The following is a 26,225-nucleotide window of genomic DNA, read 5'->3' on the forward strand; positions in this document are numbered from 1 at the left end:
AAGCAGAAAATCCACAGAAGGCGCGACACTGACCGGCTATTTTCTAAGGGTTTCCCTGATGCAGCGTCAGCAGCAAAGGTCCGGATGCAGCAATAGCAGATTAATGTGCATGTGTGTCAGCGTGTTGCCCGCACAGGCTTTTTCGCCCGCTGATCGGCACCATGTGCCCGGTTTGCGGGGAGCCTGACGACGAACAGGTCCAATCCGATACCCTCCGGTCAGAAACTGAATTGCGCAGCACCGCAGATTATTGACGCACGACACTCATATAAGGGAAAAGAGGTGCTAGCATAGAGCCACCAGTCGATCTCAGCATGCACCCTAACTAGTAGTCAGGATATGACCGAGCCAGAAGACCCCAGCCGTGAGCGCCTCAAGCACCACTTTGCCCAGCGGGTAATTCATCAGGCACGTCAGATTCTTGAGATATGGCAACGCCTGCAACGCAATGAGTGGTCCACTGCCGACCTCGCCGAACTGAGCGAGGCCAACCTGCGCCTGCTGCGTTTTGCCGAGCGCTTCGAGCAGCCCGAGCACACGCAACTGGCCCACCACATCAGCCAATCGCTGAACGCCGTCGATGCCAATCGCGGCCGCCTGAGCAGTGGCCTGATCACCGATCTCAATCGCTTGATGCAACGCCTGTCGCGTACCGGCCTGCGTCATGGCGATCAACTTGACCAGACATTTCTGCCGCCGCTGCGCAAACCGATCTATGTGTTGCTGCAGGATCACGACCGCGCCGAACGCCTGGCCAAGCAACTGGAATTTTTCGGGCTGACCGCGCAGGCGCTGGATAGTGTGTCGGCGTTTCGCTCCTCGATGGTCGAGCGTTTGCCGGCCGCGATCGTCATGGACGTGGACTTCAGCGGCGCCGGTGTCGGCCTGCAACTCGCAGCCGAAGCCCAAGTGGGCCTGGAAGAACCGTTGCCGCTGCTGTTCTTCAGCCTGCACGAAACCGACACTCCAACCCGCCTCGCGGCAGTACGCGCCGGTGGCCAGGAATTTCTCACCGGCACCCTCGAAGCATCGAGCCTGCTGGAGAAGATTGAAGTCCTGACCTGCGTTGCGCAGTACGAGCCTTATAAAGTGCTGATCATCGACGACTCCCGCGCGCAGGCCTTGCACACCGAACGCCTGCTCAACAGCGCCGGGATCGTCACCCGCACCCTGATCGAACCGATCCAGGCGATGGCCGAGCTGGCGGATTTCCAGCCGGATCTGATCATCCTCGACATGTACATGCCGGCCTGCACCGGCACCGAGCTGGCCAAGGTCATCCGCCACAACGACCGTTACGTCAGTGTGCCGATCATCTATCTGTCCGCCGAGGACGATCTGGACAAACAGCTCGACGCGATGAGTGAAGGCGGCGACGACTTTCTGACCAAGCCGATCAAGCCACGGCACCTGATCACTACCGTGCGCAACCGTGCCGCCCGCGCGCGCAATCTGAAAGCACGGATGGTCCGCGACAGCCTCACCGGCCTGTACAACCACACGCACATCCTGCAATTGCTCGAAGACTGCTCGTTCCGCGCCCGCCGCGAGAACAAGCCGCTGAGCTTTGCCATGCTCGACATCGACCATTTCAAGCGGGTCAACGACAGCCACGGTCACCCGATGGGCGACCGGGTAATCAAGAGCCTGGCGCTGTTCCTCAAGCAACGCCTGCGCAAGACCGATTTCATCGGCCGTTACGGCGGCGAAGAGTTCGCCATCGTCATGCCCGACACGGATATAGAAGCGGCGCACAAAGTGCTCGACGAGATCCGTCAGCGCTTCGCCGAGATCCACTACCCGGCCCAGCCGCAGGATTTGTGGTGCACCTTCAGCGCCGGCGTGGTGGAAATGCGCGAGGACTCTGACAGCCTGATGATGGCCAGCCAGGCCGACGAAGCGCTGTACCGCGCCAAGGGTGCCGGACGCAATCGCGTGCAGACCGCGCGCGACTCAAAGCAAAGTGCCACTTTTTCATCGGATTCCACCGATTCGGTCATAACCCTGTAACAGAACCGCAATAAATTCAGGCGCTTACCATTTCTGCCGTTGGTAGCCGTCATGCGCCTGAAGTTGCTCACCAATCTCAACACTCTGCTGCTGGTCGCCGTCTGCGTGGCCCTCGGCGCGACGCTGTGGTGGTCGCAAAAAGCCCTGGAGCGTCCGTATCTGTTGATGGAGCGCTACCTGGGGCTGTCGCAGCAATTTCAGAATGACGTGGCACGCAATGTCGAGGACTACCTCGGCAGCGGCGATGCCTTGCGCCTGAGCAGCGCCAGTCAGGCCATCGACGGTTTGCAGAAAGAACTTGGCGAACTGCCGCCAGCGCTGGCCGAGACCCTGCGCCCGAGCCTGTCGAGCCTTGAAGAATTCAGCAAGACCGACCTGCTCGCGGCCGGCAAACTGGCCGGCGATCCACAAGCGCTGCTGTTGCAGGCCGAACGCGAACTGAGCGCCAGCCTCGACCAGTTGAACACCTATGCCAACGGCAATGCGATGTACCTGACGCCGCTGCTCGCAGCTTCCCAGCATCTGGGCAAGCTGTCGCTGGCTCGCGACAAACTGGTGAGCAGTGGTCGCAGTGAACTGGCCGCCGACGTCGAACGTGAAGTCGCCAACATCCGCACCCAGGCGCAGGCCATCGACACCCTGCCCCTGCTCGGCGTGGTCGCCAAGAACGAATCCGGCAGTGATGATTTCGCCGCGATGATGGGCATTGCAAGCACTGAAAAAGCCGCTGCCGAAGACGCCGGCGTCGGCCTCAAGCGCGAACTCAACAGCCTGCTGGGGCGTTACCCCGCAGAGCTGGAACGCACCCGCGAGCTGATCCAGAAACGCACCGACCTGAGCACCGCGACGCACCTGAAGATCGCCGCCGTGCAGCAGGCCATTGCCGGCCTCGAGCCGGTGGTGCGCGCTCAGCACGGGCAGATCCAGGGCGAAGTGCGGTTGATGCAAGGCGTGATGATCGGCCTGATCCTGCTGATTGCGCTGCTGATCGACACCTTGCAACGGCGCCTGGCCCGCACCCTGACCAACCTGGCCCCGGCGCTGTCGACCTGGGCCGAGGGTGATTTCAGTCGCGATATCCATCTGGGCAAAACCAACCGCGAACTGCACGACATCCAAGCGTCGCTCAATCGACTGCGTGCGTACCTGGTGGATCTGGTCGGCACGATTCGCGGCAACGCCGAACAGGTCGCCGGTAGCAGCCGCACGCTGGCCGAGCTGAGTAACGACTTGCACACAGGCGCCGAGCATCAGGCCGGGGACACCGCGCTGATTCGCGATTCTCTGGGCGAACTGGAAGCCACGATTCAGCAAGTCGCCGGCGATGCGCGTCAGGCCGCGGACGCCAGTCGTCATGCCGGGCTAGCCGTCGAGCACGGGCAAACCGTGATCGGCCAAAGCCTCACCGGCCTGCATGCGCTGGTCGGCGAAGTCCAAGGCAACGCGCAGATGATCGAGCACCTCGCCGAAGAGTCGGCGACCATTGGCGGCGTGCTGACGGTGATCCGCTCGATCGCCGACCAGACCAACCTGCTGGCGCTCAACGCGGCCATTGAAGCGGCACGGGCCGGGGAAATGGGCCGCGGTTTTGCCGTGGTGGCCGAGGAAGTGCGCTCACTGGCACAGCGCACGGCGGGCGCCACGGCGGAAATCCAGACCCTGATCGCCGGCCTGCAAACCGCCGCCCGACAATCGGTCGAAGGCATGCGCGCGCAGGTCGAACACGCCGAAGCCACAGCCAATCAAGCGCAAGCGGCCGACGGCGCGCTGGATAAAATCGTCGGTGCGATCCAGACCATTTCCGACACGGCGATCCGCATCGCCGACGTCACTGCGCAGCAAAGTGGCGCAGTCAGCGAGATCCGCGACCACAGTGAGCGGATCCATCAGTTGGGTGGGGCTAACCTGCTGCGCATCGGCGAAGGTCGGGAACAGGGCGAGAACCTGCTGGTATTGGGCGGGCAATTGCATACCGCCGTGCAGGCATTCCGCGTCTGATAAACCGCTATCGCGAGCAGGCTCGCTCCCACACTGGAATATGCACCCCTGTGGAAGCGAGCCTGCTCGCGAAGGCGTCAGCACAATCACTACAAGTGACCGGATCTAATCACTCGGTCACAAATTTCGCGCAAACATCGGTCATCGTGCTGGCTATTGCAGAGAACTGGACAGTCACAAAGCCTTTGCGGCATAGTCGCCGGGTTCTGACGACTGCTCATTCATAACAAGGAACATGCAGATGGCAACCCTACTGGTGCTGCACGGCCCCAACCTGAACCTGCTCGGCACCCGCGAACCCGGCACTTACGGTTCAACGACCCTGGCGCAGATCAATCAGGATCTGGAGCGTCGCGCCCGTGAAGCCGGCCATCACCTGCTGCATCTGCAAAGCAACGCCGAGTACGAATTGATCGACCGCATCCACGCCGCCCGCGGCGAAGGTGTGGATTTCATCCTGATCAATCCAGCAGCTTTTACACACACAAGTGTCGCATTACGTGACGCGCTGCTGGGAGTGAGCATCCCATTCATCGAAGTGCATTTGTCCAACGTGCACAAACGCGAACCTTTCCGCCATCACTCTTACTTCTCCGATGTAGCGGTGGGAGTGATCTGCGGCCTTGGCGCCAGCGGTTACCGACTGGCCCTGGAGGCTGCACTAGAACAGCTTGAAACACAGGCAACGACTTGAACTACAAGCGTTAAACGCCCCTGACCGACCCTTGGGAGTTGATGATTCATGGATATCCGTAAAGTTAAGAAACTGATCGAATTGCTGGAAGAGTCCGGCATCGACGAGCTCGAGATCAAGGAAGGCGAAGAGTCCGTACGCATCAGCCGTCACAGCAAGACCCCGGCTCAGCAGTACTACGCTCCGGCTCCGATGCAAGCACCGGCTGCCGCACCTGCCGCTGCCGCTGCTCCGGTGGCTGCTGCAGCCCCGGCTGTCGCTGCTGCGCCAGCGCTGAACGGCACCGTTGCCCGTTCGCCGATGGTCGGTACCTTCTATCGCAAATCTTCGCCAACCTCGCCGTCCTTCGTTGAAGTCGGCCAGACCGTGAAGAAGGGCGACACTCTGTGCATCGTCGAAGCCATGAAGATGATGAACCACATCGAAGCTGAAACCAGCGGTGTGATCGAGTCCATCCTCGTCGAAGACGGCCAGCCGGTTGAGTACGACCAACCGCTGTTCACCATCGTTTGAACTGCGGAGAGCCTTTGATGACTGCGAAGTTGGAAAAAGTTCTGATCGCTAACCGCGGTGAGATCGCCCTGCGGATTCTGCGTGCCTGCAAAGAGATGGGCATCAAGACCGTCGCCGTTTACTCCAAGGCCGACAAAGAGCTGATGCACCTGGGTCTGGCAGACGAATCCGTCTGCATCGGCCCGGCTTCTGCCGCGCACTCTTACCTGCACATCCCGGCAATCATCGCGGCCGCTGAAGTGACTGGCGCTACCGCCATTCACCCAGGCTACGGTTTCCTCGCGGAAAACGCCGACTTTGCCGAGCAGGTCGAGAACTCCGGCTTCGCCTTCATCGGCCCGAAAGCCGAAACCATTCGCCTGATGGGCGACAAGGTGTCGGCCAAGCACGCGATGATCGAAGCAGGCGTACCGACCGTTCCCGGTTCTGACGGCCCACTGCCGGAAGACGAAGAAACGGCACTGCGCATCGGCCGTGAAGTCGGTTACCCGGTGATCATCAAGGCCGCTGGCGGCGGTGGTGGTCGCGGCATGCGCGTGGTGCACAAGGAAGAAGACCTGATCGCCTTCGCCAAACTGACCCGCACCGAAGCAGGCGCAGCGTTCGGCAACCCGATGGTCTATCTGGAAAAATTCCTGACCAACCCGCGCCACGTCGAAGTGCAAGTGCTGTCCGACGGCCAGGGTCACGCCATCCATCTGGGCGACCGCGATTGCTCGCTGCAACGCCGTCACCAGAAAGTTCTCGAAGAAGCGCCGGCACCGGGCATCGACGAGAAGGCGCGCCAGGAAGTTCTGGCTCGCTGCGTCAAGGCATGCATCGATATCGGCTACCGCGGCGCCGGCACTTTCGAGTTCCTGTACGAGAACGGTCGTTTCTACTTCATCGAAATGAACACTCGTGTTCAGGTGGAGCACCCGGTTTCGGAAATGGTCACCGGTATCGACATCGTCAAGGAGATGCTCAGCATCGCTGCGGGCAACAAGCTGTCGTTCACTCAGGATGACGTGGTTATCCGCGGTCACTCGCTGGAGTGCCGGATCAACGCTGAAGACCCGAAAACCTTCATGCCGAGCCCGGGCACGGTCAAGCATTTCCACGCCCCGGGCGGCAACGGCGTTCGCGTCGATTCGCACCTGTACAGCGGTTATGCGGTTCCACCGAACTACGACTCGCTGATCGGCAAGCTGATCACTTACGGCGCCACCCGCGACGAAGCCATGGCACGCATGCGCAATGCCCTGGACGAAATCGTGGTTGACGGGATCAAGACCAACATCCCGTTGCACCGTGATCTGGTTCGTGACGAAGGCTTCTGCAAAGGGGGCGTGAACATTCACTACCTCGAGCACAAGCTGGCTGGCGAAAAGCACTAAGCTTCAGCCCGCACCCAACAAGGCCGCCTTCGGGCGGCTTTGTTGTTTCTGCAGATTACATAAACCTCCTGTAGGAGTGAGCCTGCTCGCGATGAGGCCGGCACATCCAGTATATGTGTCGACAGCACCATCGCCATCGCGAGCAGGCTCACTCCTACAAGGGAATGGCGTTTCAAGTCTCTCCCACAAACCGCCTGCGCTCGCGTAAACTTGCGCGCTTCTCGCTGGCCGCTAGGCTGCAATCATATTTTTTCAAAGGTGCCCGCCATGCCTTGGCTGCAAGTACGTCTCGCCATCAGCCCGGAACAAGCCGAAACCTACGAAGACGCTTTCCTTGAAGTCGGCGCCGTTTCGGTGACCTTCATGGACGCCGAAGATCAGCCGATCTTCGAGCCGGAACTCAACACCACCCCGCTGTGGGCGCACACTCATCTGCTGGCCCTGTTCGAGGGTGGCACCGAAGATGCGCCGGTATTGGCACACCTGGAACTGCTGACCGGCAGTCCGCTGCCGGAGCATCACAGCGAAGTCATCGAAGACCAGGACTGGGAACGCAGCTGGATGGACGGTTTCCAGCCAATGCGTTTCGGTCAGCGCCTGTGGATCGTGCCTAGCTGGCACGCCGCGCCCGAGCCTGAAGCGGTCAACCTGCTGCTGGATCCGGGCCTGGCGTTCGGCACCGGCACCCACCCGACCACCGCTCTGTGCCTGGAATGGCTCGACGGTCAGGACCTGAAAGACTGCAACGTGCTGGATTTCGGCTGCGGCTCGGGGATTCTGGCGATTGCCGCCCTGCTGCTCGGCGCGAAAGAAGCCGTCGGCACCGACATCGACGTACAGGCGCTGGAAGCCTCGCGCGACAACGCCGGGCGCAACAACATTGCCGACGAACTGTTCCCGCTGTACCTGCCGGAAGATCTGCCGCAGGTCAAAGCCGACGTGCTGGTGGCCAATATTCTGGCCGGCCCGCTGGTTTCGCTGGCGCCGCAACTGTCCAGCCTGGTCAAGTCCGGCGGTCGCCTGGCGCTGTCGGGCATCCTCGCCGAACAGGGCGAAGAAGTGGCTGCGGCCTATGCTCAGGACTTCGATCTGGACCCGATCGCCAATCGCGATGGCTGGGTGCGTATCACCGGCCGTCGGCGCTAGAATGACCGCCTGCATAAACCGGATCGCCGCATGACCGACAGTTTCGTCACCCAGTGCCCGCATTGCCAAACCAGCTTCCGCGTCAGCCATGCTCAATTGAGCGTGGCCCGCGGGGTGGTTCGCTGTGGCTCCTGCCTGCAAGTGTTCAACGCCGCCAAACAGCTGCTGGAGCAACACGCGGGCAAGGAAGCGGTGACGCCAGTGGCACCGGCCATCGTGCAGCCGCCTCAGGCCAGACCTGAAGTCAGCGCGCCGCCGACCCGCGTACAACCGCCGGTGGTCGAAACACCGGCCAGTGCCGAACCGCCCGCGCCGCGCGCCATCAGCCAAAAGCAATGGAGCGCCAGCGAGCTGGACCTGGACAGCCTGGATCTGGACGAAGAACTGGCCCGCCTCGAACAACGGGAAATCCAGCCGACCACCGAATTCGGTCGTCAGCGCGAAGAATCCCTGAGTGCCCGGCGTGACAGTCCTGAAGCCGATGAAACGGTGTGGCGCGACAGCCTGTTCAGCGCGCGCGACGATGAGCGCCTGCCCGATCCCGAAGATGAAATCGAACCCGAGATCGTCGAGCCGGAACCGGTAAAAACCGCCCGCACCGAGCCTTCGCTGTCGCTCGAACCGGTGGATCTGGATGACGAACCACCGATTCCGCAACTGCGCCTGCACGATCCAATCGACCCGAATGTCCGCCGCGAACGCCTGTCGGCCAGCGCGGAACCCGATGACGATGACCTGCCGTCGATCGAACCGCTGCGCAAAAAACGCGATCGGGCGGAGCCAGGTGTACGCGCAGAAGTGCTGCAAGACCTGACCGACGACCCGCTGCAACTCGACTGGCAAAAACGCCGCTCGCCCTGGGGCCGACGCCTGCTCTGGACCTTGCTGGTGCTGCTGGCCGCTGCAGGCCTTGCCGGTCAGTACATCGCCTATCATTTCGACGAACTGGCGCGCCAGGATCAGTACCGCCCGTGGTTCCAGCAGTTCTGCCCGCAGATGGGTTGCACGGTGCCGTCCAAGGTCGACATTGGCAAAATCAAAAGCAGTAACCTGGTGGTGCGCAGCCATCCCGAGTTCAGCGGTGCGCTGGTGGTGGATGCAATCATCTATAACCGCGCGACGTTCTCTCAGCCATTCCCGCTGCTGGAGCTGCGCTTCGCCGATCTCAATGGTCATCTGATCGCCAGTCGTCGCTTCAAACCCGGCGAATACCTCAACGGCGACCTTGAAGGCTTGGCGGAAATGCCACCGCAGACGCCGATCCACATCGCGCTGGATATCCTCGACCCAGGCCCTAAAGCGGTGAATTACAGCCTGAGTTTCCACTCACCCGAGTGAACCGTTGCAGCGCTTCAGGTTTGACGGCGGTTTTCTGACTGGGCGCACGCCAACCAAACCGCTGGCAATAACAGAATAACTGTTCAGATTTTGTTCAATTCAGCCTTTATCCAGTCATCGAGAGCGGGTATCATGCCAACCCTTTTTCGAACTCTCATGATCCGGCCCCACTTCAGGGAAGTCCTATGTCGGCGGTACGCATCGGCCCATATACATTGCAGAACGGTTTGATTCTCGCCCCGATGGCGGGGGTCACCGACCAGCCCTTTCGTCAGCTGTGCAAGCGTTTGGGCGCAGGGCTTGTAGTCTCGGAAATGGTCACCAGTGACATGAGCCTGTGGAATACCCGCAAGTCGCGCATGCGCATGATCCACGAAGGCGATCCCGAGCCACGCTCGGTGCAGATTGCCGGTGGCGACGCGCAGATGCTGGCGGATGCGGCCCGGGCCAACGTCGAACTGGGCGCACAGATTATTGATATCAACATGGGTTGCCCGGCAAAGAAGGTCTGCAACAAGGCCGCCGGTTCCGCATTGTTGAAAGACGAAGCACTGGTTACCGAGATCCTGCAGGCCGTCGTCGCTGCAGTGGATGTGCCGGTGACCTTGAAGATCCGCACCGGATGGGATCGCGACAACAAGAACGGCCTGACCGTGGCGAAGATCGCCGAGCAGGCCGGCATTACGGCGTTGGCAGTGCATGGTCGCACGCGCGCCGATCTGTACACCGGTGTTGCCGAGTACGACACGATTGCCGCGATCAAGCAGGCGGTGTCGATTCCGGTGTTTGCCAATGGCGATATCGATTCGCCGGAGAAGGCCCGTTACGTGCTCGACGCGACCGGTGCCGATGGCCTGCTGATAGGTCGGGCTGCCCAAGGGCGGCCATGGATTTTTCGTGAGATCGAACACTTCCTGCGTACCGGCGAGAAATTGCCGGCGCCGGAGCTGATCGAAGTGGAACGCATCCTGCTGGAGCATCTGGCCGCACTTCACGCCTTTTATGGGGATGTGATGGGCGTACGTATTGCCCGCAAGCATGTGGGCTGGTATCTCGCAACCTTGCCGGGCGCCAGGGAGTTTCGCGCCCACTTCAATCGTTTGGATGGTACGGAAACACAATGCGCCAACGTTCGGGAGTTCTTCGCCGAGCGTTACAAGAGCCTGACAGGGGACGAAGAAGGGGTGGCCGCATGACGATGATGACCGAGACTTTAGTGAGTGGAACAACACCCGTGAGCGACAACGTGAATTTGAAACAGCACCTCAATACCCCGAGCGAAGAAGGTCAGACCCTTCGCGGGAGTGTCGAGAAGGCGCTGCACAATTATTTCGCCCACCTTGAGGGCGCGTCCGTCACGGATGTGTACAACCTGGTGCTCTCCGAAGTCGAGGCTCCCCTGCTCGAAAGCGTGATGAACTACGTCAAGGGCAACCAGACCAAGGCCAGTGAGCTGCTGGGACTCAACCGCGGCACGCTGCGCAAGAAACTCAAGCAGTACGATCTGCTGTAAGCATTCAATCAAACCAGAAAGGCGCCCGCGTAAAACCGGTCGCCTTTTTTGCTGACTTCCCTTGCTTTTGATGGAAATTGAGATGACCGACCAGACTACCCGCCTGCCGATCCGCCGCGCCTTGATCAGCGTTTCCGACAAGACCGGGATCCTCGCATTCGCCAAGGAGCTCGAAGCCCTGGGCGTCGAGATCCTCTCCACCGGCGGGACGTTCAAGCTGCTGCGCGACAACGGTGTTGCTGCAGTGGAAGTCGCGGATTACACCGGTTTCGCGGAAATGATGGACGGTCGGGTGAAGACCCTGCACCCGAAAATCCACGGCGGGATCCTCGGTCGTCGCGGTATCGACGACGCCATCATGAACGAACACGGCATCAAGCCGATCGACCTGGTGGCAGTCAACCTGTACCCGTTCGAAGCCACCATCAACAAGCCAGGCTGTGACCTGCCGACCGCGATCGAAAACATCGACATCGGCGGCCCGACCATGGTCCGTTCGGCGGCGAAAAACCATAAAGACGTGGCGATCGTGGTCAACGCCAGCGATTACGCCAACGTCCTGGAAAACCTCAAGGCCGGTGGCCTGACCTACGCCCAGCGTTTCGACCTGATGCTCAAGGCCTTCGAACACACCGCGGCCTATGACGGCATGATCGCCAACTACATGGGCACCGTGAACCAGGCTGCCGAGACCCTGAGCACCGAAGGTCGCAGCGAATTCCCGCGCACCTTCAACAGCCAGTTCATCAAGGCCCAGGAAATGCGCTACGGCGAGAACCCGCACCAGAGCGCGGCGTTCTACGTTGAGGCCAAGCCTGCCGAAGTCGGCATCGCCACCGCGACCCAACTGCAAGGCAAAGAGCTGTCGTACAACAACGTGGCCGACACCGACGCCGCGCTGGAATGCGTGAAGAGCTTCGTCAAACCGGCTTGCGTGATCGTCAAGCACGCCAACCCGTGCGGCGTGGCCGTGAGCCCGGACGCCGAAGGCGGCATCCGTCAGGCCTACGAACTGGCCTACGCCACCGACACTGAATCGGCGTTCGGCGGCATCATTGCCTTCAACCGTGAACTGGATGCCGAGACCGCCAAGGCGATCGTCGAGCGCCAGTTCGTTGAAGTGATCATCGCCCCAAGCGTGAGCGAAGAAGCCCGCGCCATCGTCGCCGCCAAAGCCAATGTGCGCCTGCTGGCCTGCGGCGAGTGGTCGGCAGACCGCGCAGCAGCCTGGGATTACAAGCGCGTCAACGGTGGCCTGCTGGTGCAGAGCCGCGACATCGGCATGATCGGCGCCGACGACCTGAAAGTGGTGACCAAGCGCGCACCGACCGAACAGGAAATCAACGACCTGATCTTCGCCTGGAAAGTCGCCAAGTACGTTAAATCCAACGCCATCGTCTACGCCAAGAACCGTCAGACCATCGGTGTCGGCGCCGGTCAGATGAGCCGCGTAAACTCTGCGCGTATCGCTGCGATCAAGGCTGAGCACGCGGGCCTGCAAGTTGCCGGTTCGGTGATGGCCTCGGACGCGTTCTTCCCGTTCCGCGACGGTCTGGACAACGCCGCCAAGGTCGGCATCACGGCGGTGATCCAGCCAGGCGGCTCGATGCGTGATGCTGAAGTGATTGCTGCTGCCGATGAAGCCGGCATCGCCATGGTCTTCACCGGCATGCGCCACTTCCGTCACTGATACACCGGTTCAAATGTGGGAGCGAGCCTGCTCGCGAATGCAATCTGTCAGTCACAGCTGTTTTGACTGACACACCGCTTTCGCGAGCAGGCTCGCTCCCACATAAAGCGCTCCAGCAGCGCCTGACAGATTTTTGAGGTTTTTGAAATGAATGTTTTGATCATTGGCAGCGGTGGCCGTGAACACGCCCTGGCCTGGAAAGTGGCTCAGGATCCGCGTGTGCAGAAGGTTTTCGTCGCGCCGGGCAATGCCGGCACTGCGATTGAAGCCAAGTGCGAGAACGTTGCCATCGACGTGCTGGCCCTTGAGCAACTGGCCGATTTTGCCGAGAAAAACGTTTCCCTGACCATCGTCGGCCCGGAAGTGCCGCTGGTGGCTGGCGTGGTCGACCTGTTCCGCTCCCGTGGCCTGGACTGCTTCGGTCCGACCGCAGGCGCTGCGCAACTGGAAGGCTCGAAAGCGTTCACCAAGGACTTCCTGGCCCGTCACAAGATCCCGACCGCCGACTACCAGAACTTCACCGAGATCGAGCCAGCCCTGGCTTATCTGCGTGAAAAAGGCGCACCGATCGTGATCAAGGCCGATGGCCTGGCGGCTGGTAAAGGCGTGATCGTCGCGATGACCCTGGCTGAAGCCGAAGAGGCCGTGCGCGACATGCTCGCCGGCAACGCTTTCGGTGACGCCGGTTCGCGCGTGGTGATCGAAGAATTCCTCGACGGCGAAGAAGCGTCGTTCATCGTTATGGTCGACGGCAAGAACGTCCTGCCGATGGCGACCAGCCAGGATCACAAACGCGTTGGCGACGGCGACAGCGGCCCGAACACCGGCGGCATGGGTGCCTACTCCCCTGCCCCGGTGGTCACCGCCGACGTGCACCAGCGCGTGATGGATCTGGTGATCTGGCCGACCGTGCGCGGCATGGCCGAAGAAGGTAACGTCTACACCGGCTTCCTGTATGCCGGTCTGATGATCGACAAGGCCGGCAATCCGAAGGTCATCGAGTTCAACTGCCGCTTCGGCGACCCGGAGACCCAACCGGTGATGCTGCGTCTGCAGTCGAGCCTGGTGCTGCTGGTCGAAGCCGCCCTGGCGCAAGCGCTGGACAAGGTTGAAGCGCAGTGGGATCCGCGCCCGAGCGTCGGTATCGTATTGGCCGCTGGCGGCTACCCGGGCGACTACGCCAAAGGCGCAGCGATCAACGGCCTGGACACGGCGGCAAGCCTGGAAGGCAAAGTCTTCCATGCCGGCACCGCGCTCAAGGATGGCACCGTGGTGACTGCCGGTGGTCGCGTACTTTGCGCCACTGCCATGGGCGCCAGCGTGAGCGAAGCCCAGCAACAAGCCTACAAGCTGGCCGCTGCCATCGACTGGGAAGGTTGCTTCTACCGCAAGGACATTGGCTACCGCGCCATTGCCCGTGAACGTGGCGAAACCCAGGAATAAGCTGTCCTTCAAGTCCGGCGCGGGATGCAGTCCCTCGCCGGGCTGTTCCGCCGCCGCGCATCGTTATATTCTGGCATCAACCTACGAAGGGATTTCGCCGTGCGCTGGCTCAGGATTGCCATAAGTTTCACCGTCACGCTGTTGACCTTGCTCTGCATGCCTCCGGCCCAGGCCGCGCAAGGCAGTGGCTGGTCGGTATTGCTTGACGATCAGGGCAATCTGCAACTGAGCGACATCCGCTCGGCTCGCTACACCAATCAATTCAGCCCCATCGAACTCGACCGCCTCACGGCCGCCGAACCCGATGGCGCACTGTGGCTGCGCTTCAAACTGGCGCCGGGCAAGCACGAGCAAGTGCTGCGAATCTTCGCCCCCGACCTGTCCAGGCTCAGTCTCTACGTGCTGGACGGCGACAAGCTGATCGAGCAACGGATCTCCGGCACCCAGCAGCCGCAGGTCGAACGTCCGCTGCCGAGCAGCGATTTCCTGCTGCCGCTGCCGCAAAGCGACAAGTCCCTCGACGTCTATCTGCGGATGGTTTCCGACCATCAGTTGCGCCCGCACATCACCCTGCAATCGGCGGTGATGAGTGCCGCCAACCAGAACCAGACCCTGATCTTCGGCCTGCTGTTCGGCTGCCTCGGCATGTTGCTGTTGCACAACCTCGTGCGCTACGCCTACTCGCGCTCGCGCAGCAGCCTGTGGCTCGCCGTCTGCGAAGGCCTGCTGGGCCTGAGTCTGTTGCTGCTGCTCAATCTCGCCGGCCCCTGGCTGCCGAACTGGCACGCGATCCAGACTCCCGGCGCCTATCTGGCCCTGCTGCTGACCGCCCCGGCCGGGTTGATGTTCGCCCTGCGCTTCTTCGCCCCGCTCGGCGCACACCCGCTGAACAAACTGTTGCTGGGCGACATTCTGTTCATCGTGATCTGCAGCCTGCTGCTGTTGTTCGTCAACACCCTGCCGCTGAACATCATCACTTACGCGCTGGTGGCTTTGGCCGGTCTGAGCATGTTGCTGGTGGGCTTCTATCACTGGCAAAAGGGTTACCGCCCAGCACGGCTGTTCGTAGCCGGGATGGTGGTTTTCAACATTGGCACGCTGATCATCCTGCCGGCATTGCTGGGGCTGACCCTGGTCGCGCCGCAAGGCCTGATCATGACCCTGATGGCGTTCATCTGCGTCAGCGGCCTGCTGATGAGCATCGCCTTGGGTGAGCGCCAGCGCAGCATCACCGAAAGCCGCTTCAGCATCAGCCGCGATCTCGCTGCGAGCAACGCCGAGATCAACGCCAAGGCCGAATTCCTCGCCAAGATCAGCCACGAAATCCGCACCCCGATGAACGGCGTACTGGGCATGACCGAGCTGCTGCTGGGCACACCATTGTCGGTCAAGCAACGCGACTACGTGCAGACCATCCACAGCGCCGGCAACGAACTGCTGACACTGATCAACGAGATCCTCGACATCTCCAAGCTCGAATCCGGGCAGATCGAACTGGACGACGTGCAGTTCGACCTCAATGCCCTGATCGACGATTGCCTGAGCATCTACCGGGCCAAGGCCGAACAGCAGAACGTCGAGCTGATCAGCTTCATCCAGCCGCAGGTACCGCGCGTGATCAGCGGTGACCCGACTCGCCTGCGCCAGACCCTGTTGAGCCTGCTGGAAAACGCCCTGAAGAAAACCGACGAAGGCGAAGTGCTGATCGTCGTCGCCCTCGACGAACGCAGCGTCAAACCGCGCCTGCGCATTGCCGTGCAGGACAGCGGGCAGCCGATGGATGCGGAAGAGCGCGACGCGCTGATGCACGCCGAACTGCACAGCAAGCACTTCCTCTCGGCCAATCGTCTGGGTGGCAATCTCGGGCTGGTGATCGCCCGGCAACTGATCCGTCTCATGCACGGTGAATTCGGGATCAAGAGTGGCGCCAGCCAGGGCAGCACGTTGTGGCTGACCCTGCCGCTGGACCCCGACCGTCTCGAACACCCGACTTCCGACCTCGACGGCCCGCTACAGGGTGCACGCGTGCTGGTGGTGGACGACAACGACACTTGCCGCAAGGTGCTGGTGCAGCAGTGCAGCGCCTGGGGCCTGAACGTCAGCGCCGTGCCCTCGGGCAAGGAAGCGCTGGCGCTGCTGCGCACCAAGGCGCACCTGCGTGACTACTTCGATGTGGTGTTACTGGATCAGAACATGCCCGGCATGACCGGCATGCAACTGGCGGCCAAGATCAAGGAAGATCCGAGCCTGAACCACGACATCCTGTTGATCATGCTCACCGGCATCAGCAACGCGCCGAGCAAGATCATCGCGCGCAACTCCGGGATCAAGCGCATCCTCGCCAAACCGGTGGCCGGCTATACGCTCAAGACCACGCTCGCCGATGAGTTGAACCAGCGTAACAAGGGCCAGGTGGTGTTCCAGCCGCAAGTCGTCACGCCCGCCACGGCAGCCAAGGTGCCGAGCGACTTCCGCATTCTCGTCGCTGAAGACAACACGATTTCGACCAAAGTGATCCGCGGCATGCTCGGCAAGCTCAACCTGCAACCGGACACCGCCAGCAACGGCGAAGAAGCCCTGCAGGCGATGAAGGCCCAGCGTTACGACCTGGTGCTGATGGACTGCGAAATGCCGATCCTCGACGGTTTCTCGGCGACCCAGCAACTGCGCGCGTGGGAAGTCAGCAACCAGCGCATCCGCACGCCGATCGTGGCGTTGACCGCGCATATCCTCGCCGAGCACAAGGAACGCGCACGCCAGGCCGGAATGGACGGACACATGGCCAAACCGGTGGAGTTGTCGCAGTTACGTGAGTTGATCGAGCATTGGGTGGCGCAGCGTGATCAGCAGAACCGCACGGCCTCGACCTTTTGAGCAGGTGCATCGCGCCTGTCCGGCCGTGCCTCAATTGTCTGCAACGCGTTCTTCATCGGGCAACGTCAGCATCGCAACGTTGTCATCCAGCCTGTCCCTGATTTTCAGGGCAATGGCTTCGCGTACCGGCGCGTAGAGGGTTTCGGACAACGAGGCCGCGGCATAACGCATGCACACGCTGCCGCGCACCTCCCCGGCCTGAAACAGCTCAGCCAAAGGGTTGCAGCCCAGGATCCGGTCGGTCTCGAGTTCGAGGTAGACACTTGTCACCGACGTCGGCGAGTTCGCGACGGCTACCAGCAGGCGCACAGCCCTGGCGGACGCAAGCGTCTCATCCGGTTCAGGCGGGGAGACTTTCTGCACATGCTGTCGCAACAACACCAATGCCGGCTCAGTGCCAGACAGAAGCGTCAGGCGCCGCAGCACCAAAGCCGCAGCGCTTTTGTCAGCCGCCGTGCCCTTGAACAACGCCGCGACGGTCCAGTCAGCGACCGACTCGATATTATCGTGTGCGATAAACAGATCCTGGCGTGCTCTTGAATGGCGCAACCAATAGTTGTCCAGAAATCCCACATACACGTCATACCAGTTGACGCTCGGTGTTTTTTCGATCTTCTTGTTGGCTGCCAGTTGCGCCAGCAACATGGAGTTGATCAAATCCTTATAGTGTTTTGAATCATCCGCAGACGGAATCACTACAACAGCCACTCCGACGATCAATACAGAATATTCGCAATTCATATCAACGTCCCTGACAAAAAAGGCAGCCGACAATCAGCTGCCTTTTTCAATCGTTTAGATTTCAATATCGATGATCAGGTCCTTGTGAGGAATCAGTTTGCTCTTGATCGATTCACGAACAGCGTCAGCCACCAATGTATTCTTGGCAAATACCGTTTCGCCGCGATACAGATTCACATTTCGCACATCGACGTCCACGAACATGACTTGGGTAGAACTGTTCTTGCGCTGGAAACGCACCGCACCCACGGCCATGATGGCCTCGCCTTCAACTTCGACACATGCACCGGCCGAGATGCCGCCAACACCATGTTCCAGCAGATTGCGCTCATAGACCGTCAGCGCAGTAGTATCACGCTTCTGCAGGGCTGCAATCGCATCCCCCGCAACCTTGAGCATCAATGCGGTAGTCGGGCCAGGCAGAGCAACGCCGGCAACCACCGAGCCGAGAATTTCCAGTACAAGCTTGTCCATGCGCACGCTGGTGCCAGCCACGCCCAGATCACTGTAGTACTTGCTGATCGGTGTCCAGCCGGCCAGGGTCATGACTTCGCGAAAGCGCAAATACCATTCTTTACCCTGATGTTCTGCGGGGTACAGTTTATTCGCTGCGCGGGTTGCGAAGAGAAAGGCGTTTTCGGCATCCGAACGGTTTTCGGGAGTAAGTTTTCCGGCAAAACCCAGCGTACCTTCACCCACAACAGAGCCTTTCGAAGGTGCTTCGATAGTGTCCCCAACCGCCATCAGGCCACGCGGACGAATAACGATCGGATCGTCAATCTCACACGCCTCAATCGCTTTAACGCAGGCAGAAATATAACCATCGAGAACAACTTGATTATGCATAAAAACTTCCTTATTAAGTATTAGCAAGTCCCTCATGAACTTGCCAGAAAGACAATAACCAAACAGACGAACAACCACAAACCAAAACCTGTAACACCATATACAAGCAACAAAATAAAACCAACAAACAACAATAAAACAACTAACTAGACTCCATTCAGAACAGCCACTGGCGCACGCATTAACTTTTGCACACACAAGCAACTAACCGACTGATAGACTCGCTGCCTCACTCTCCGGATGCGAGCCGCCCTCATGCTCCACGTGTTATTCAGCGTTTACCTGAAGATGCTGGTGCTCTACAGCCCGTTCTTCGTGTTGTCCTGCTTCATCAGCCTGACCCGTGGATATTCGCGCAAGGAGCAACGGCGCCTGGCCTGGAAAGTGGCGGTGGCCACCCTGGTTTCCAGCGTCCTGCTGTATCTGTTCGGGCGAGTGATTTTCGATGTGTTCGGGATCACCGTCGACGCGTTCCGCATCGGCGCCGGCAGTGTGCTGTTCATCTCGGCGCTGGGCATGGCCCAAGGCAAGCCGGCCGTGCAGGCGGACAACGTGCAACAGGACGTGACCATCGTGCCGCTGACCATTCCTCTCACGGTTGGCCCCGGCACCATCGGTGCCCTGCTGGTCATGGGTGTCAGCCAGCCACACTGGGACGACAAACTCACCGCCATCATGAGCATCGCCCTGGCCAGTTTCACAGTCGGCGTGGTGCTGTATCTGTCGAACCGGATCGAGCGGATTCTGGGCGATCAGGGATTGCAGATCGTCAGTCGACTGATGGGGCTGTTTGTCTGTGCATTGGCAGCGCAGATCATCTTCACCGGCGTCAAGGGCTATCTGGTGCCCTGACTTGATCACGGCAAAGGCCGCGAGCACATCTGCTCGTGGCCTTTGCCTGCCGGGCACACCGATTCAGATCGGCTTCAGACCTTCAGGATGACTACGCAACGGCGACGGCCAGCAACTCCTCCATCGTAGCCATCGTGGCACTCGCCTGACGCCCGCGCATTTTTTGCACGAGGCGCGACACCGGCAGCGAAAACTGTCCGTCAAAGCCGAGGAACACTTCACCACACAGCGCCGAATCGGTGCTGAACACATCCCGCAAGATCAGACTGTGCTCAGTGTCCGGATCAATAATGACCAGGTGTTCTTCGACGATCTCCAGTTGCAGCTTTTGCGGGCTTTGCAGCGCCCAGTTCAGTTTGCCCGGGAGCGTGATGGTCTCGCTTGCCGCGTGGCGGCAGTCGACGATGACGGACTGCAGCCTGAGCCACAGCGCTCTGGACAGATGGAACAGCGCCCCCTGTCCCAATCGCAGAACCAGCGTGTTAACCCCGTCTGGCAGCAACGGCAGCAAATCACCGATCCTCATCTGCCCCTCGACCACCAGCACCTTGGCATTTCGCTGCAGGTAATCGAACGGTCCGAGACGCTGCCGAGCGGGGTAGCTCTGCACGATTCCGTCGCCGCGCTGATGCAGCAGCACCTGAGCCTGACGCCGCGTACCCAACAGGTCGAAGTCGGCGGGCAGATCAGCGTCAGCAATCTGGATCAGCCTGGCGCGCTGCACGTCATACCATTGCAAGCGGCCAGGTCCTGACTCCACCGAGACAAAGGCCTCGTGCTCGAACGTTTCCAGCAACGTTTGCAGACGCTCGACCAGTTGCTCGCCTTGCGCTGCGACCCAGGCGTTGTTGACCCCGGTGATCCGTTCGCCATGATCGAACGTGAGCGTCAGCATTACGCCTTCAACCGAAACACCCCGCAGGCCGCTACCGTCGAGACTCACGTCGGCAAACGTCCAGTCTTCCCATTCCTGTTGCGATGGCGGCAACACATCATCGTGCAACAACTGCACACCATCACCGAATGCCCGTGTGAATTGCCGGGGATCGATGAACGTCTGACGGGTGATCTCCCCAGTCGCCGGTTCGAACAGCCAGACGTGTCGTTTGTCCGGGGTAACGCCCAGAAGACGGGTGTCGCCTCGGCTTGCCGGCTCGGTGAGCAACAGGCGTTGATCCACATACCAGGCGCACAGAGGCGCATCGACTTGGGTGTTGCGCAAACCGAGAATCGCAAAACCCTCGACCGGGTACTGCGCCAGCACCGCATCCAGTGCCTGCCACCAGTGCGCACGCCCCTTGAGCCATTGTTCGGTGACGCCGCCAAACCGCACCTCGCCCTGCCGGTTCAGATTGAAGAACAAACCGTCTTCGGTAACAGCCTGATAGGCATCCCCGACGGCCACAACCTGCTGGAGACCACTCGGTTCCAACCACGCATGCGACCAGTTGGACTTGCCTTCGGACACTGTCCGCTCGAGCCGGCAAAGCCGCTGCCTGGGCCGGTCGTAAACGACGAACAGGTCACTGTCCTGCGCCAGTGTCAGCAGCATCAGATCGTTCAGGTTCTTGATCGAGTCAGGCCAACCGCGCGCGCGCTTCGGGCGCGGCACCGGATGAATCAACAAACGGTCGCGACTGCGAATCCAGACCATGTCCCGCATATTGGGCTCGAACATCCAGCACACCGACACGTAAGACGCCGGCTCCCAGTCAATCGTGGTTGCTCCGTCCTCTTCAGGCTCCGGCAATTGCGGCAGATAGTCACCCACCACCTGCTGCCATCGGTTTAGCGTGTCGACGCCAGACAATTCGAGCGACAGCCGCCGATTCATATCGTGGGTGATGGAGCTCAGCAGCAGCTGCCCCTGATGAATCAGGAACCTGTACTGCAGCGTCTCGTGCCTCTCCTGAACAAGCGTCTGCACAACATGAATCACCCCATGTTCATCCGCCTCGATGCTGAGCACCGAGCTTTTGCCCGGCATCTGCAACAGCCGATAGCGGTGTTTGAGCAACCCGCTGACGGCGTCGACTTGCCAGACAAACGCATTCTCCGTTTCATGGAAGTACGCGAACCCGTCGACCACCGCGCCCAACAATGCCTTGTCGGCCTGCACCTGTTCATTGCGGATATACAGGAAGCGGTCTTCGCCGGCGTCATACCAGGCTGTGGTGTAACGCGGTTTTTGTGGCGATTCGAAGGGGATCAGGTAATGGCGAACCGGCGTATAAGGCAGCGCCAGACGGTGCTCCCGGGCGAGCGTTTTGTAGTGTTGGAGCAATGCCGACTCATCGAGACCTGGCGGCGCGGTGTCCTCCAGCAGCTCGAACGTCAGTGCTGCACGATCGAGCCTGAACAGGCGCTGATCGGCCAGCCTGACCAGCACTTCATGACGCCCTTTGCCTGAGCACGTCACCTCGACACCGCCGACAGACAACGCGCCATATCGGCCCAGGAGCACATCGCTCTGCGTGGCCCAGGTTGCCACCAGCACCCAGCGGCAACGATCGCTGATACCCGGCGCCTGCAGTTCGACCTTGATCCCGCGGGTCAGGCTCAACGAGCACGAAGCCCCGGCCCCCGTCAGTTCATACGACACCTTGCCCTGCCAAGCCTGCGGCAGATCCGGCACGACCAGCTCCCGATCGGCTGCATCCAGCAGCACCCGGATCAGCGTATCCCGGTAGGACGGCAGCAACCGCTGAACAATGTAGTGGGACGGAAAAGAGTAAAACGTGAACAGAAACTGCCACTGCCCGTCCCGACCCTTTTTCTCAAGCTGACGTGCCGTCTCGAAACCGGTGTCGTGTCGCCAGGAGGCGAAGGGCAACGCCTTGTACTCATAACCGTAATACGCCTGCGGCGTGCACGGCAGGATGATGCGTTGCCCTGCAGGCAGCACGCGTCTGATCTGCCCCGGCAACCCCAGCTGCTGGCGGATATCGATTGCCTTGGCATCATCAGGATCGCAGTCCGGCACGCCGAAATGGTCGCGCAGCCTGAGCAGTTTCGGACGCCCCAACAGCAGTCGCCCAGCCTTCAGATCCAGGCATTCGATACTCAGGGAGGAAGGCTGCACCACCCACGATTGCAAGGCCTCGTCAAAGCGATAGCCGACGCCATAGGCACTGCGCTTGAGGGCATCGAAAAACAACCCGACTGCTTGCGCGTCCCGAGCGATGCTGGCAAATCCTTGGGCCAGTGCGGCCACACCGACGGCCAAACCACCGAACATGACGCCAACGCCGCCCAGCACCGCCGCCGCCGTCGCAGCTCCCGTGGCGGCCGCCGCCAGGCCGGCACCGGTCAACACCAGGCCCGCGGAGTCAAACGCCAGCTGCGTGCCGAACTGCGCCTTGTCCACATCGTTTTCGGCGGTTGCCAATTGATAGATATCGAAGCCTACATTGGCCAGCCCCAACAATGCGCCAACGCCTTCATTGGCCACATGCCCGAGGGCTTCACCGACCACGGGGGCGCAAGTGCGGGCAATGGCCTTCTCTTCGCTCAGCGCGGTCTGGACCAGTTTGACCACGCCGGCAACATCCATGAACGTGCCATGGGCCAGTTGCGCATAGTTGACATAGGCGTGCAGGCGCACAGCCAGGGTCAGCGTCCGGTCGTCCCCCTCGCGTTTACGCAGGGCATTCATCAAGGCCTGGATGGTGAACCCGGCATTGAGCGTGTGCACGCTGGCTACCTCGGACGGATCCGGCAGCCCACCGGGGCCTCCGGGTTTTCGCCCCAATGTCGCAAACTGCTCCGTCAGGTAATCCTTGATGCGCAGCAGGCGAGGTTCATCGCTGATCACCTGCGTCACAAACTGCCCGTTCGATGGATCGAACAGGCTCATCCGGTATCGGCCCTCGGCGGTGATCTCCAGCGTTTCAAACACGGGCACCAATGCTTTGGGCACGTCATGCAGATCCTGCAGGCCTGCCGTCACATGGGCGATCTGCTGCCCCCACCAGCGACTGTCCAGTTCCAGCAGGCTGCGGCCCAGATGGGCATTCTCCACCAGCGATTGACCATGGGCGCTGGCCAGACGTCGACGAATCGGACGCAACGAGGGTTGCTGGGGCAAGGCATCGGACTCCAGCAACTGCCCGACAGAGAACCCGCCGGACACTTGCAGGGCGGCCACTTGTTGTCCATGCACCTCAATCAGATCGAACTCCGGAGCGGCGGGTTCGCCATAGGCGCCGTAGTACCCGGCCATGCCCTGCTTGAGGAAAAAGTCCGCCAGTCCCTGCTTGAACATTGCGGGGCTGGCGTACTTGAACAGCCCGAAGTTGGGATCATAGAAATGGAAGTTGGCCTGCCCGGCGTCGACAGTTTTCGCCACGAGCATGGCGTGGTTATCGGAGTTGAGCATAAAGGTGCCGTGGCCGGAATAACGCTCGAGGCGGGTGGTCACCTCAGCCAGGTTGACCCGTCCAAGCGCCTGCCCCACATCCCTGAGCTGAACATCGCGCAATTGCTCCAGTGCATCGAGAAACGCCAGCGAATCACTCTGTTCAGGGGCGACGACCGCCAGATAGAAGCGCTCGCGCAAGCGGCCGAAAGCCTGCTCACCACGGGTCAGCGCGGCGCTCACCACCAGCGCCAACGGATAACAGCGCCCCCCGACGGCTTCACCTGCGCTGTGCAGCAACAGATCCTGTGGCACCGGTTTGAAGTGTGTGCCGTTGAACTCCTCGAGCACCTGTTCCGTGCGCTCAACGATATGTTCCTGGTGTTCCAGGGTCGCCCGCTGCCGGATACGCGCCACCTGGCGGCCCCACTGAAACGGCGTATGGGCCTGAGACAGTGCGACGTCCTTGAGCGCCAGCGCACTCCCGGGCACCGGCATTGGTTCATCGAACACGCTGGCCATTCCCGCCATGAACGCCGGTGTCCGGCGCTTGTACAACTGCCGCTCGATGGCCGCATAGCGATTGGAAGCGCCCAACTCAACCACGCTGTTGGCGAGGTTATCCAGCTCCTCGGCGAGCAACGCGAAGCGTCGGTTGTCCAAGGTCTGCGCACCCAGCAGCATGCCAAGCGTCAGGCGCTGCAACGGGCTGGCATGCGCCAGATGCAAGGTGCCTTTGGCCATTGCGCTGAGCAGTTCATCGAGGCCCATGAGCTGGGTTTTCGGGTCGCTCAATGACCCCGGCGCCAATACCTCGACAGGCTGGGCCTTGATCGCCTGGCGGTCGTCGAAACTCAGCGGCAGCGGGGTTTCAAAAGTAATCGGTCCGTTGTGACTGCGCCGCATTGCTCGAATGAACGGCTCACCCAAGGTGTCGACCAGCTTTTGCAGAATGTCGCTCAGCAGCACCGGACGCCCTTCGATCAGTGGCCAGCCGTTGTCGAATTCGATCGTTGAATGCTTGAGCAACTGCGCGACATCACCCAGGTAGCGAGTTGGGTATTGTCCTGCCTGCCAGCGGGCCTGCTCATCGGCCAACCATTTCTGCGGGTCGGTTTCGTTGTCTTTCCAGGAATGGTCCTGTTCTTCTTCTGTCGCACGATTGATCATTGCCAACGGTGCAATGCCAAGCTGCTCGCGAGCCGCTTGTGCCCCGGCGGCAGTGAAATGCTGCCTGTCGTAATCCGCCATGCCACTGCGCATGGCCCCGGGACCGGTCAGGTAGATAGTCCACTCGCTCTGCAGACGAATGCCATCGCTGAAATATCCAGCGGCCGCACTGGCCAGCAAATTGGCGGAAATGTCTTGCTCCATCGACAGCCGGTCGAGCGGCCCGTAGGTGCGCTCGAGCACCTCGCGCGCCAGTTGGATCATGCCATCAAAATCAATCCGCGCAACGCCGCGCCTGACCGCCAGATACGTCGCTTCGTCGATCACTTCATAGTTGAAGCGCATTCGCTCGATCACCGATTCGAGCATCGCGGCGCGAGGGTGAGCCTGCAGAAATGCGTTGCTCAGCGAAGCACCATCGACCACCGCGCGCAGCTCGTGAGCACGCGCCATCCCCGGCACCGGAAGCTCAAAAACCTGACCCAATGTGGGGCCGGCCTTGGCAAATGCCTCCAACTGCGCGCGGTGCTGCACAGGAATGGAGTCGAAATAATCGGTGTAGCGACTGCGCAATGCCTGACGCCCGGGCATCCAGTGGGGGTTGTGATCGAGCAACAGTTGCAACGCTCCCATGCGCGCATCCCCACCCCATTCGCTGATATCGGTGGTGCCCAGCCGCTGCGCCAGCGCTGGCAGATTATCCACGTCTGCGTAGACTCCCCCTTCATTGAACAGAGCTTCGACCCGCACGATATCGGAGGCCGCCGCCAGATTGCCGCGCAAACGGGTTTCACGCAGGTAAATGTCCTGTAACTGCAACGGCTTTCCCGCGTCACCCACATCGCGCAGATTCAGGTCCTCACCGGCCAGCGCCAGCAGGCTGTGACGATTGCGCTCCAGCAGCGCTTCCAACGCCCCCGCTTCCTGGCCATAGGCCCGGGTCAGCAGGTCAATTCTGGCGTCATCAGCCGATTGCCCGGCGGCGACGGCCGTGTTGATGTGCTCGAACATCTGTTGCTTGAGCACCATCGCGCGCTCTTCGTACAGCGTCGCCAGTTCGTCCTCGGTGATGGTTCTATCCCCGACCTGAAGCAATGCATCAGCCTTGGCCGCCTCAACAATCAGCTTGTTGGTCTGATGCGCCAGAAGCGCATCACTGCCGTACCACAGGTTGAGGGAATAGCCCTGCCCCGCCAGTACCTGCCGCCACACATTGAGATAATCGCGCTGGATCTCGCCAATGCCACCGCCGAGCCAGACAAAGTGCATGGCCTTCGGCACCGCCGTGGGAGGTATTTTCATTTGCTCGATACCAAAGCGCAGGCGCGTTTCGAACCCTTCGATCTTTTCGCAGATCTGTGGAAGGTCCGCTGCGGCCGGCGCTTGCACATCGCTCGCTCGCGGTACCCGGACCGGTCCGCGCAACAACTCCAGCGTCTGTTTGAGCAAGGCCAACGGTTCCATCAACTCTGGTGACTCGAGTTTGCCCACGCAGGCAAAGTAATAACGCAATACCGAATCGTAATGTTGACTGCCTTTATGCGATGACAACGCTTGCTCAAGGTCTTTCAACTTGAAGAGATCGACAAAATTAACAAACTGTTCTCTGTTCTGATCTATTGATTGCATTGGACTCAATATCCTTTTGATTGCGCGCGATAACC

16 protein-coding genes are annotated in these 26,225 nt (G+C 60.7%); 13 read left to right on the plus strand and 3 right to left on the minus strand.

Annotated elements, in window-relative coordinates; translation table 11 throughout:
* Positions 1-339 precede the first annotated feature (339 nt).
* The 12 genes from gcbA (at position 340) to U862_RS0118420 (ending at position 16,595) form a co-directional block, all read left to right on the plus strand.
* Positions 340-2,010, plus strand: a complete 1,671-nt coding sequence (gene gcbA / locus U862_RS0118365) for a diguanylate cyclase GcbA (protein WP_025111757.1) — start codon at positions 340-342, stop codon at positions 2,008-2,010.
* Between the two features lie 954 nt (positions 2,011-2,964).
* Positions 2,965-4,008 carry a methyl-accepting chemotaxis protein gene (locus U862_RS31510; protein ID WP_371262582.1) on the plus strand — a complete coding sequence of 348 codons (1,044 nt, stop codon included), beginning with the start codon at positions 2,965-2,967 and terminating at the stop codon, positions 4,006-4,008.
* Positions 4,009-4,249: 241 nt separating this feature from the next.
* Positions 4,250-4,702: a type II 3-dehydroquinate dehydratase gene (gene aroQ / locus U862_RS0118375; RefSeq protein ID WP_025111759.1), complete on the plus strand. Its 453-nt coding sequence runs from the start codon at positions 4,250-4,252 to the stop codon at positions 4,700-4,702.
* A 48-nt stretch (positions 4,703-4,750) separates the two neighbouring features.
* Positions 4,751-5,215, plus strand: a complete 465-nt coding sequence (gene accB, locus U862_RS0118380) for an acetyl-CoA carboxylase biotin carboxyl carrier protein (protein ID WP_025111760.1) — start codon at positions 4,751-4,753, stop codon at positions 5,213-5,215.
* A gap of 17 nt (positions 5,216-5,232) precedes the next feature.
* Positions 5,233-6,591 (plus strand): acetyl-CoA carboxylase biotin carboxylase subunit, encoded by a 1,359-nt coding sequence (gene accC / locus U862_RS0118385; protein ID WP_025111761.1) that lies wholly within the window; start codon positions 5,233-5,235, stop codon positions 6,589-6,591.
* 267 nt (positions 6,592-6,858) lie between these two features.
* Positions 6,859-7,737 (plus strand): 50S ribosomal protein L11 methyltransferase, encoded by an 879-nt coding sequence (prmA, locus tag U862_RS0118390; RefSeq protein ID WP_025111762.1) that lies wholly within the window; start codon positions 6,859-6,861, stop codon positions 7,735-7,737.
* Between the two features lie 30 nt (positions 7,738-7,767).
* Positions 7,768-9,075 carry a DUF3426 domain-containing protein gene (locus U862_RS0118395; protein ID WP_025111763.1) on the plus strand — a complete coding sequence of 436 codons (1,308 nt, stop codon included), beginning with the start codon at positions 7,768-7,770 and terminating at the stop codon, positions 9,073-9,075.
* A gap of 185 nt (positions 9,076-9,260) precedes the next feature.
* Positions 9,261-10,271, plus strand: coding sequence for a tRNA dihydrouridine synthase DusB (gene dusB, locus U862_RS0118400; protein WP_025111764.1), 1,011 nt, complete (start codon positions 9,261-9,263; stop codon positions 10,269-10,271).
* A complete protein-coding gene (gene fis, locus U862_RS0118405) occupies positions 10,268-10,588 on the plus strand; it encodes a DNA-binding transcriptional regulator Fis (RefSeq protein WP_002555375.1) in 321 nt (106 codons plus the stop codon). The genes dusB and fis overlap by 4 nt, the downstream gene beginning before the upstream one ends.
* 82 nt (positions 10,589-10,670) lie before the next feature.
* Entirely contained in the window at positions 10,671-12,278 is a 1,608-nt protein-coding gene (gene purH / locus U862_RS0118410) for a bifunctional phosphoribosylaminoimidazolecarboxamide formyltransferase/IMP cyclohydrolase (protein WP_025111765.1), read from the plus strand.
* 147 nt (positions 12,279-12,425) lie between these two features.
* The gene (gene purD, locus U862_RS0118415; protein ID WP_025111766.1) at positions 12,426-13,721 is read left to right on the plus strand and encodes a phosphoribosylamine--glycine ligase; all 1,296 of its coding nucleotides are present in this window, start codon (positions 12,426-12,428) and stop codon (positions 13,719-13,721) included.
* A gap of 99 nt (positions 13,722-13,820) precedes the next feature.
* Positions 13,821-16,595 carry a hybrid sensor histidine kinase/response regulator gene (locus tag U862_RS0118420; protein WP_025111767.1) on the plus strand — a complete coding sequence of 925 codons (2,775 nt, stop codon included), beginning with the start codon at positions 13,821-13,823 and terminating at the stop codon, positions 16,593-16,595.
* Between the two features lie 30 nt (positions 16,596-16,625).
* Here the strand turns inward: U862_RS0118420 and U862_RS0118425 are convergent, their stop codons facing one another.
* Positions 16,626-17,336 carry a hypothetical protein gene (locus U862_RS0118425; protein ID WP_025111768.1) on the minus strand — a complete coding sequence of 237 codons (711 nt, stop codon included), beginning with the start codon at positions 17,334-17,336 and terminating at the stop codon, positions 16,626-16,628.
* A gap of 54 nt (positions 17,337-17,390) precedes the next feature.
* Positions 17,391-18,182 (minus strand): hypothetical protein, encoded by a 792-nt coding sequence (locus U862_RS0118430; protein WP_025111769.1) that lies wholly within the window; start codon positions 18,180-18,182, stop codon positions 17,391-17,393.
* A gap of 255 nt (positions 18,183-18,437) precedes the next feature.
* Here U862_RS0118430 and U862_RS0118435 point away from each other — a divergent pair, with 255 nt between their 5' ends.
* Positions 18,438-19,034, plus strand: a complete 597-nt coding sequence (locus U862_RS0118435) for a MarC family protein (RefSeq protein WP_025111770.1) — start codon at positions 18,438-18,440, stop codon at positions 19,032-19,034.
* A gap of 91 nt (positions 19,035-19,125) precedes the next feature.
* Here the strand turns inward: U862_RS0118435 and U862_RS0118440 are convergent, their stop codons facing one another.
* Positions 19,126-26,190 carry a TcdA/TcdB pore-forming domain-containing protein gene (locus U862_RS0118440; RefSeq protein ID WP_025111771.1) on the minus strand — a complete coding sequence of 2,355 codons (7,065 nt, stop codon included), beginning with the start codon at positions 26,188-26,190 and terminating at the stop codon, positions 19,126-19,128.
* Positions 26,191-26,225: the final 35 nt, after the last annotated feature.

It is taken from the genome of Pseudomonas sp. H1h, assembly GCF_000633255.1.
In the GTDB taxonomy this organism is placed as follows: domain Bacteria; phylum Pseudomonadota; class Gammaproteobacteria; order Pseudomonadales; family Pseudomonadaceae; genus Aquipseudomonas.

What these genes read in the sequence shown, in the direction of transcription:
- gcbA (WP_025111757.1), top strand. Translation starts at nt 340, where the DNA reads ATGACCGAGCCAGAAGACCCCAGCCGTGAGCGCCTCAAGCACCACTTT.
- U862_RS31510 (WP_371262582.1), top strand. Translation starts at nt 2,965, where the DNA reads ATGATCGGCCTGATCCTGCTGATTGCGCTGCTGATCGACACCTTGCAA.
- aroQ (WP_025111759.1), top strand. Translation starts at nt 4,250, where the DNA reads ATGGCAACCCTACTGGTGCTGCACGGCCCCAACCTGAACCTGCTCGGC.
- accB (WP_025111760.1), top strand. Translation starts at nt 4,751, where the DNA reads ATGGATATCCGTAAAGTTAAGAAACTGATCGAATTGCTGGAAGAGTCC.
- accC (WP_025111761.1), top strand. Translation starts at nt 5,233, where the DNA reads ATGACTGCGAAGTTGGAAAAAGTTCTGATCGCTAACCGCGGTGAGATC.
- prmA (WP_025111762.1), top strand. Translation starts at nt 6,859, where the DNA reads ATGCCTTGGCTGCAAGTACGTCTCGCCATCAGCCCGGAACAAGCCGAA.
- U862_RS0118395 (WP_025111763.1), top strand. Translation starts at nt 7,768, where the DNA reads ATGACCGACAGTTTCGTCACCCAGTGCCCGCATTGCCAAACCAGCTTC.
- dusB (WP_025111764.1), top strand. Translation starts at nt 9,261, where the DNA reads ATGTCGGCGGTACGCATCGGCCCATATACATTGCAGAACGGTTTGATT.
- fis (WP_002555375.1), top strand. Translation starts at nt 10,268, where the DNA reads ATGACGATGATGACCGAGACTTTAGTGAGTGGAACAACACCCGTGAGC.
- purH (WP_025111765.1), top strand. Translation starts at nt 10,671, where the DNA reads ATGACCGACCAGACTACCCGCCTGCCGATCCGCCGCGCCTTGATCAGC.
- purD (WP_025111766.1), top strand. Translation starts at nt 12,426, where the DNA reads ATGAATGTTTTGATCATTGGCAGCGGTGGCCGTGAACACGCCCTGGCC.
- U862_RS0118425 (WP_025111768.1), bottom strand. Translation starts at nt 17,336, where the DNA reads ATGAATTGCGAATATTCTGTATTGATCGTCGGAGTGGCTGTTGTAGTG.
- U862_RS0118430 (WP_025111769.1), bottom strand. Translation starts at nt 18,182, where the DNA reads ATGCATAATCAAGTTGTTCTCGATGGTTATATTTCTGCCTGCGTTAAA.
- U862_RS0118435 (WP_025111770.1), top strand. Translation starts at nt 18,438, where the DNA reads ATGCTCCACGTGTTATTCAGCGTTTACCTGAAGATGCTGGTGCTCTAC.
- U862_RS0118440 (WP_025111771.1), bottom strand. Translation starts at nt 26,190, where the DNA reads ATGCAATCAATAGATCAGAACAGAGAACAGTTTGTTAATTTTGTCGAT.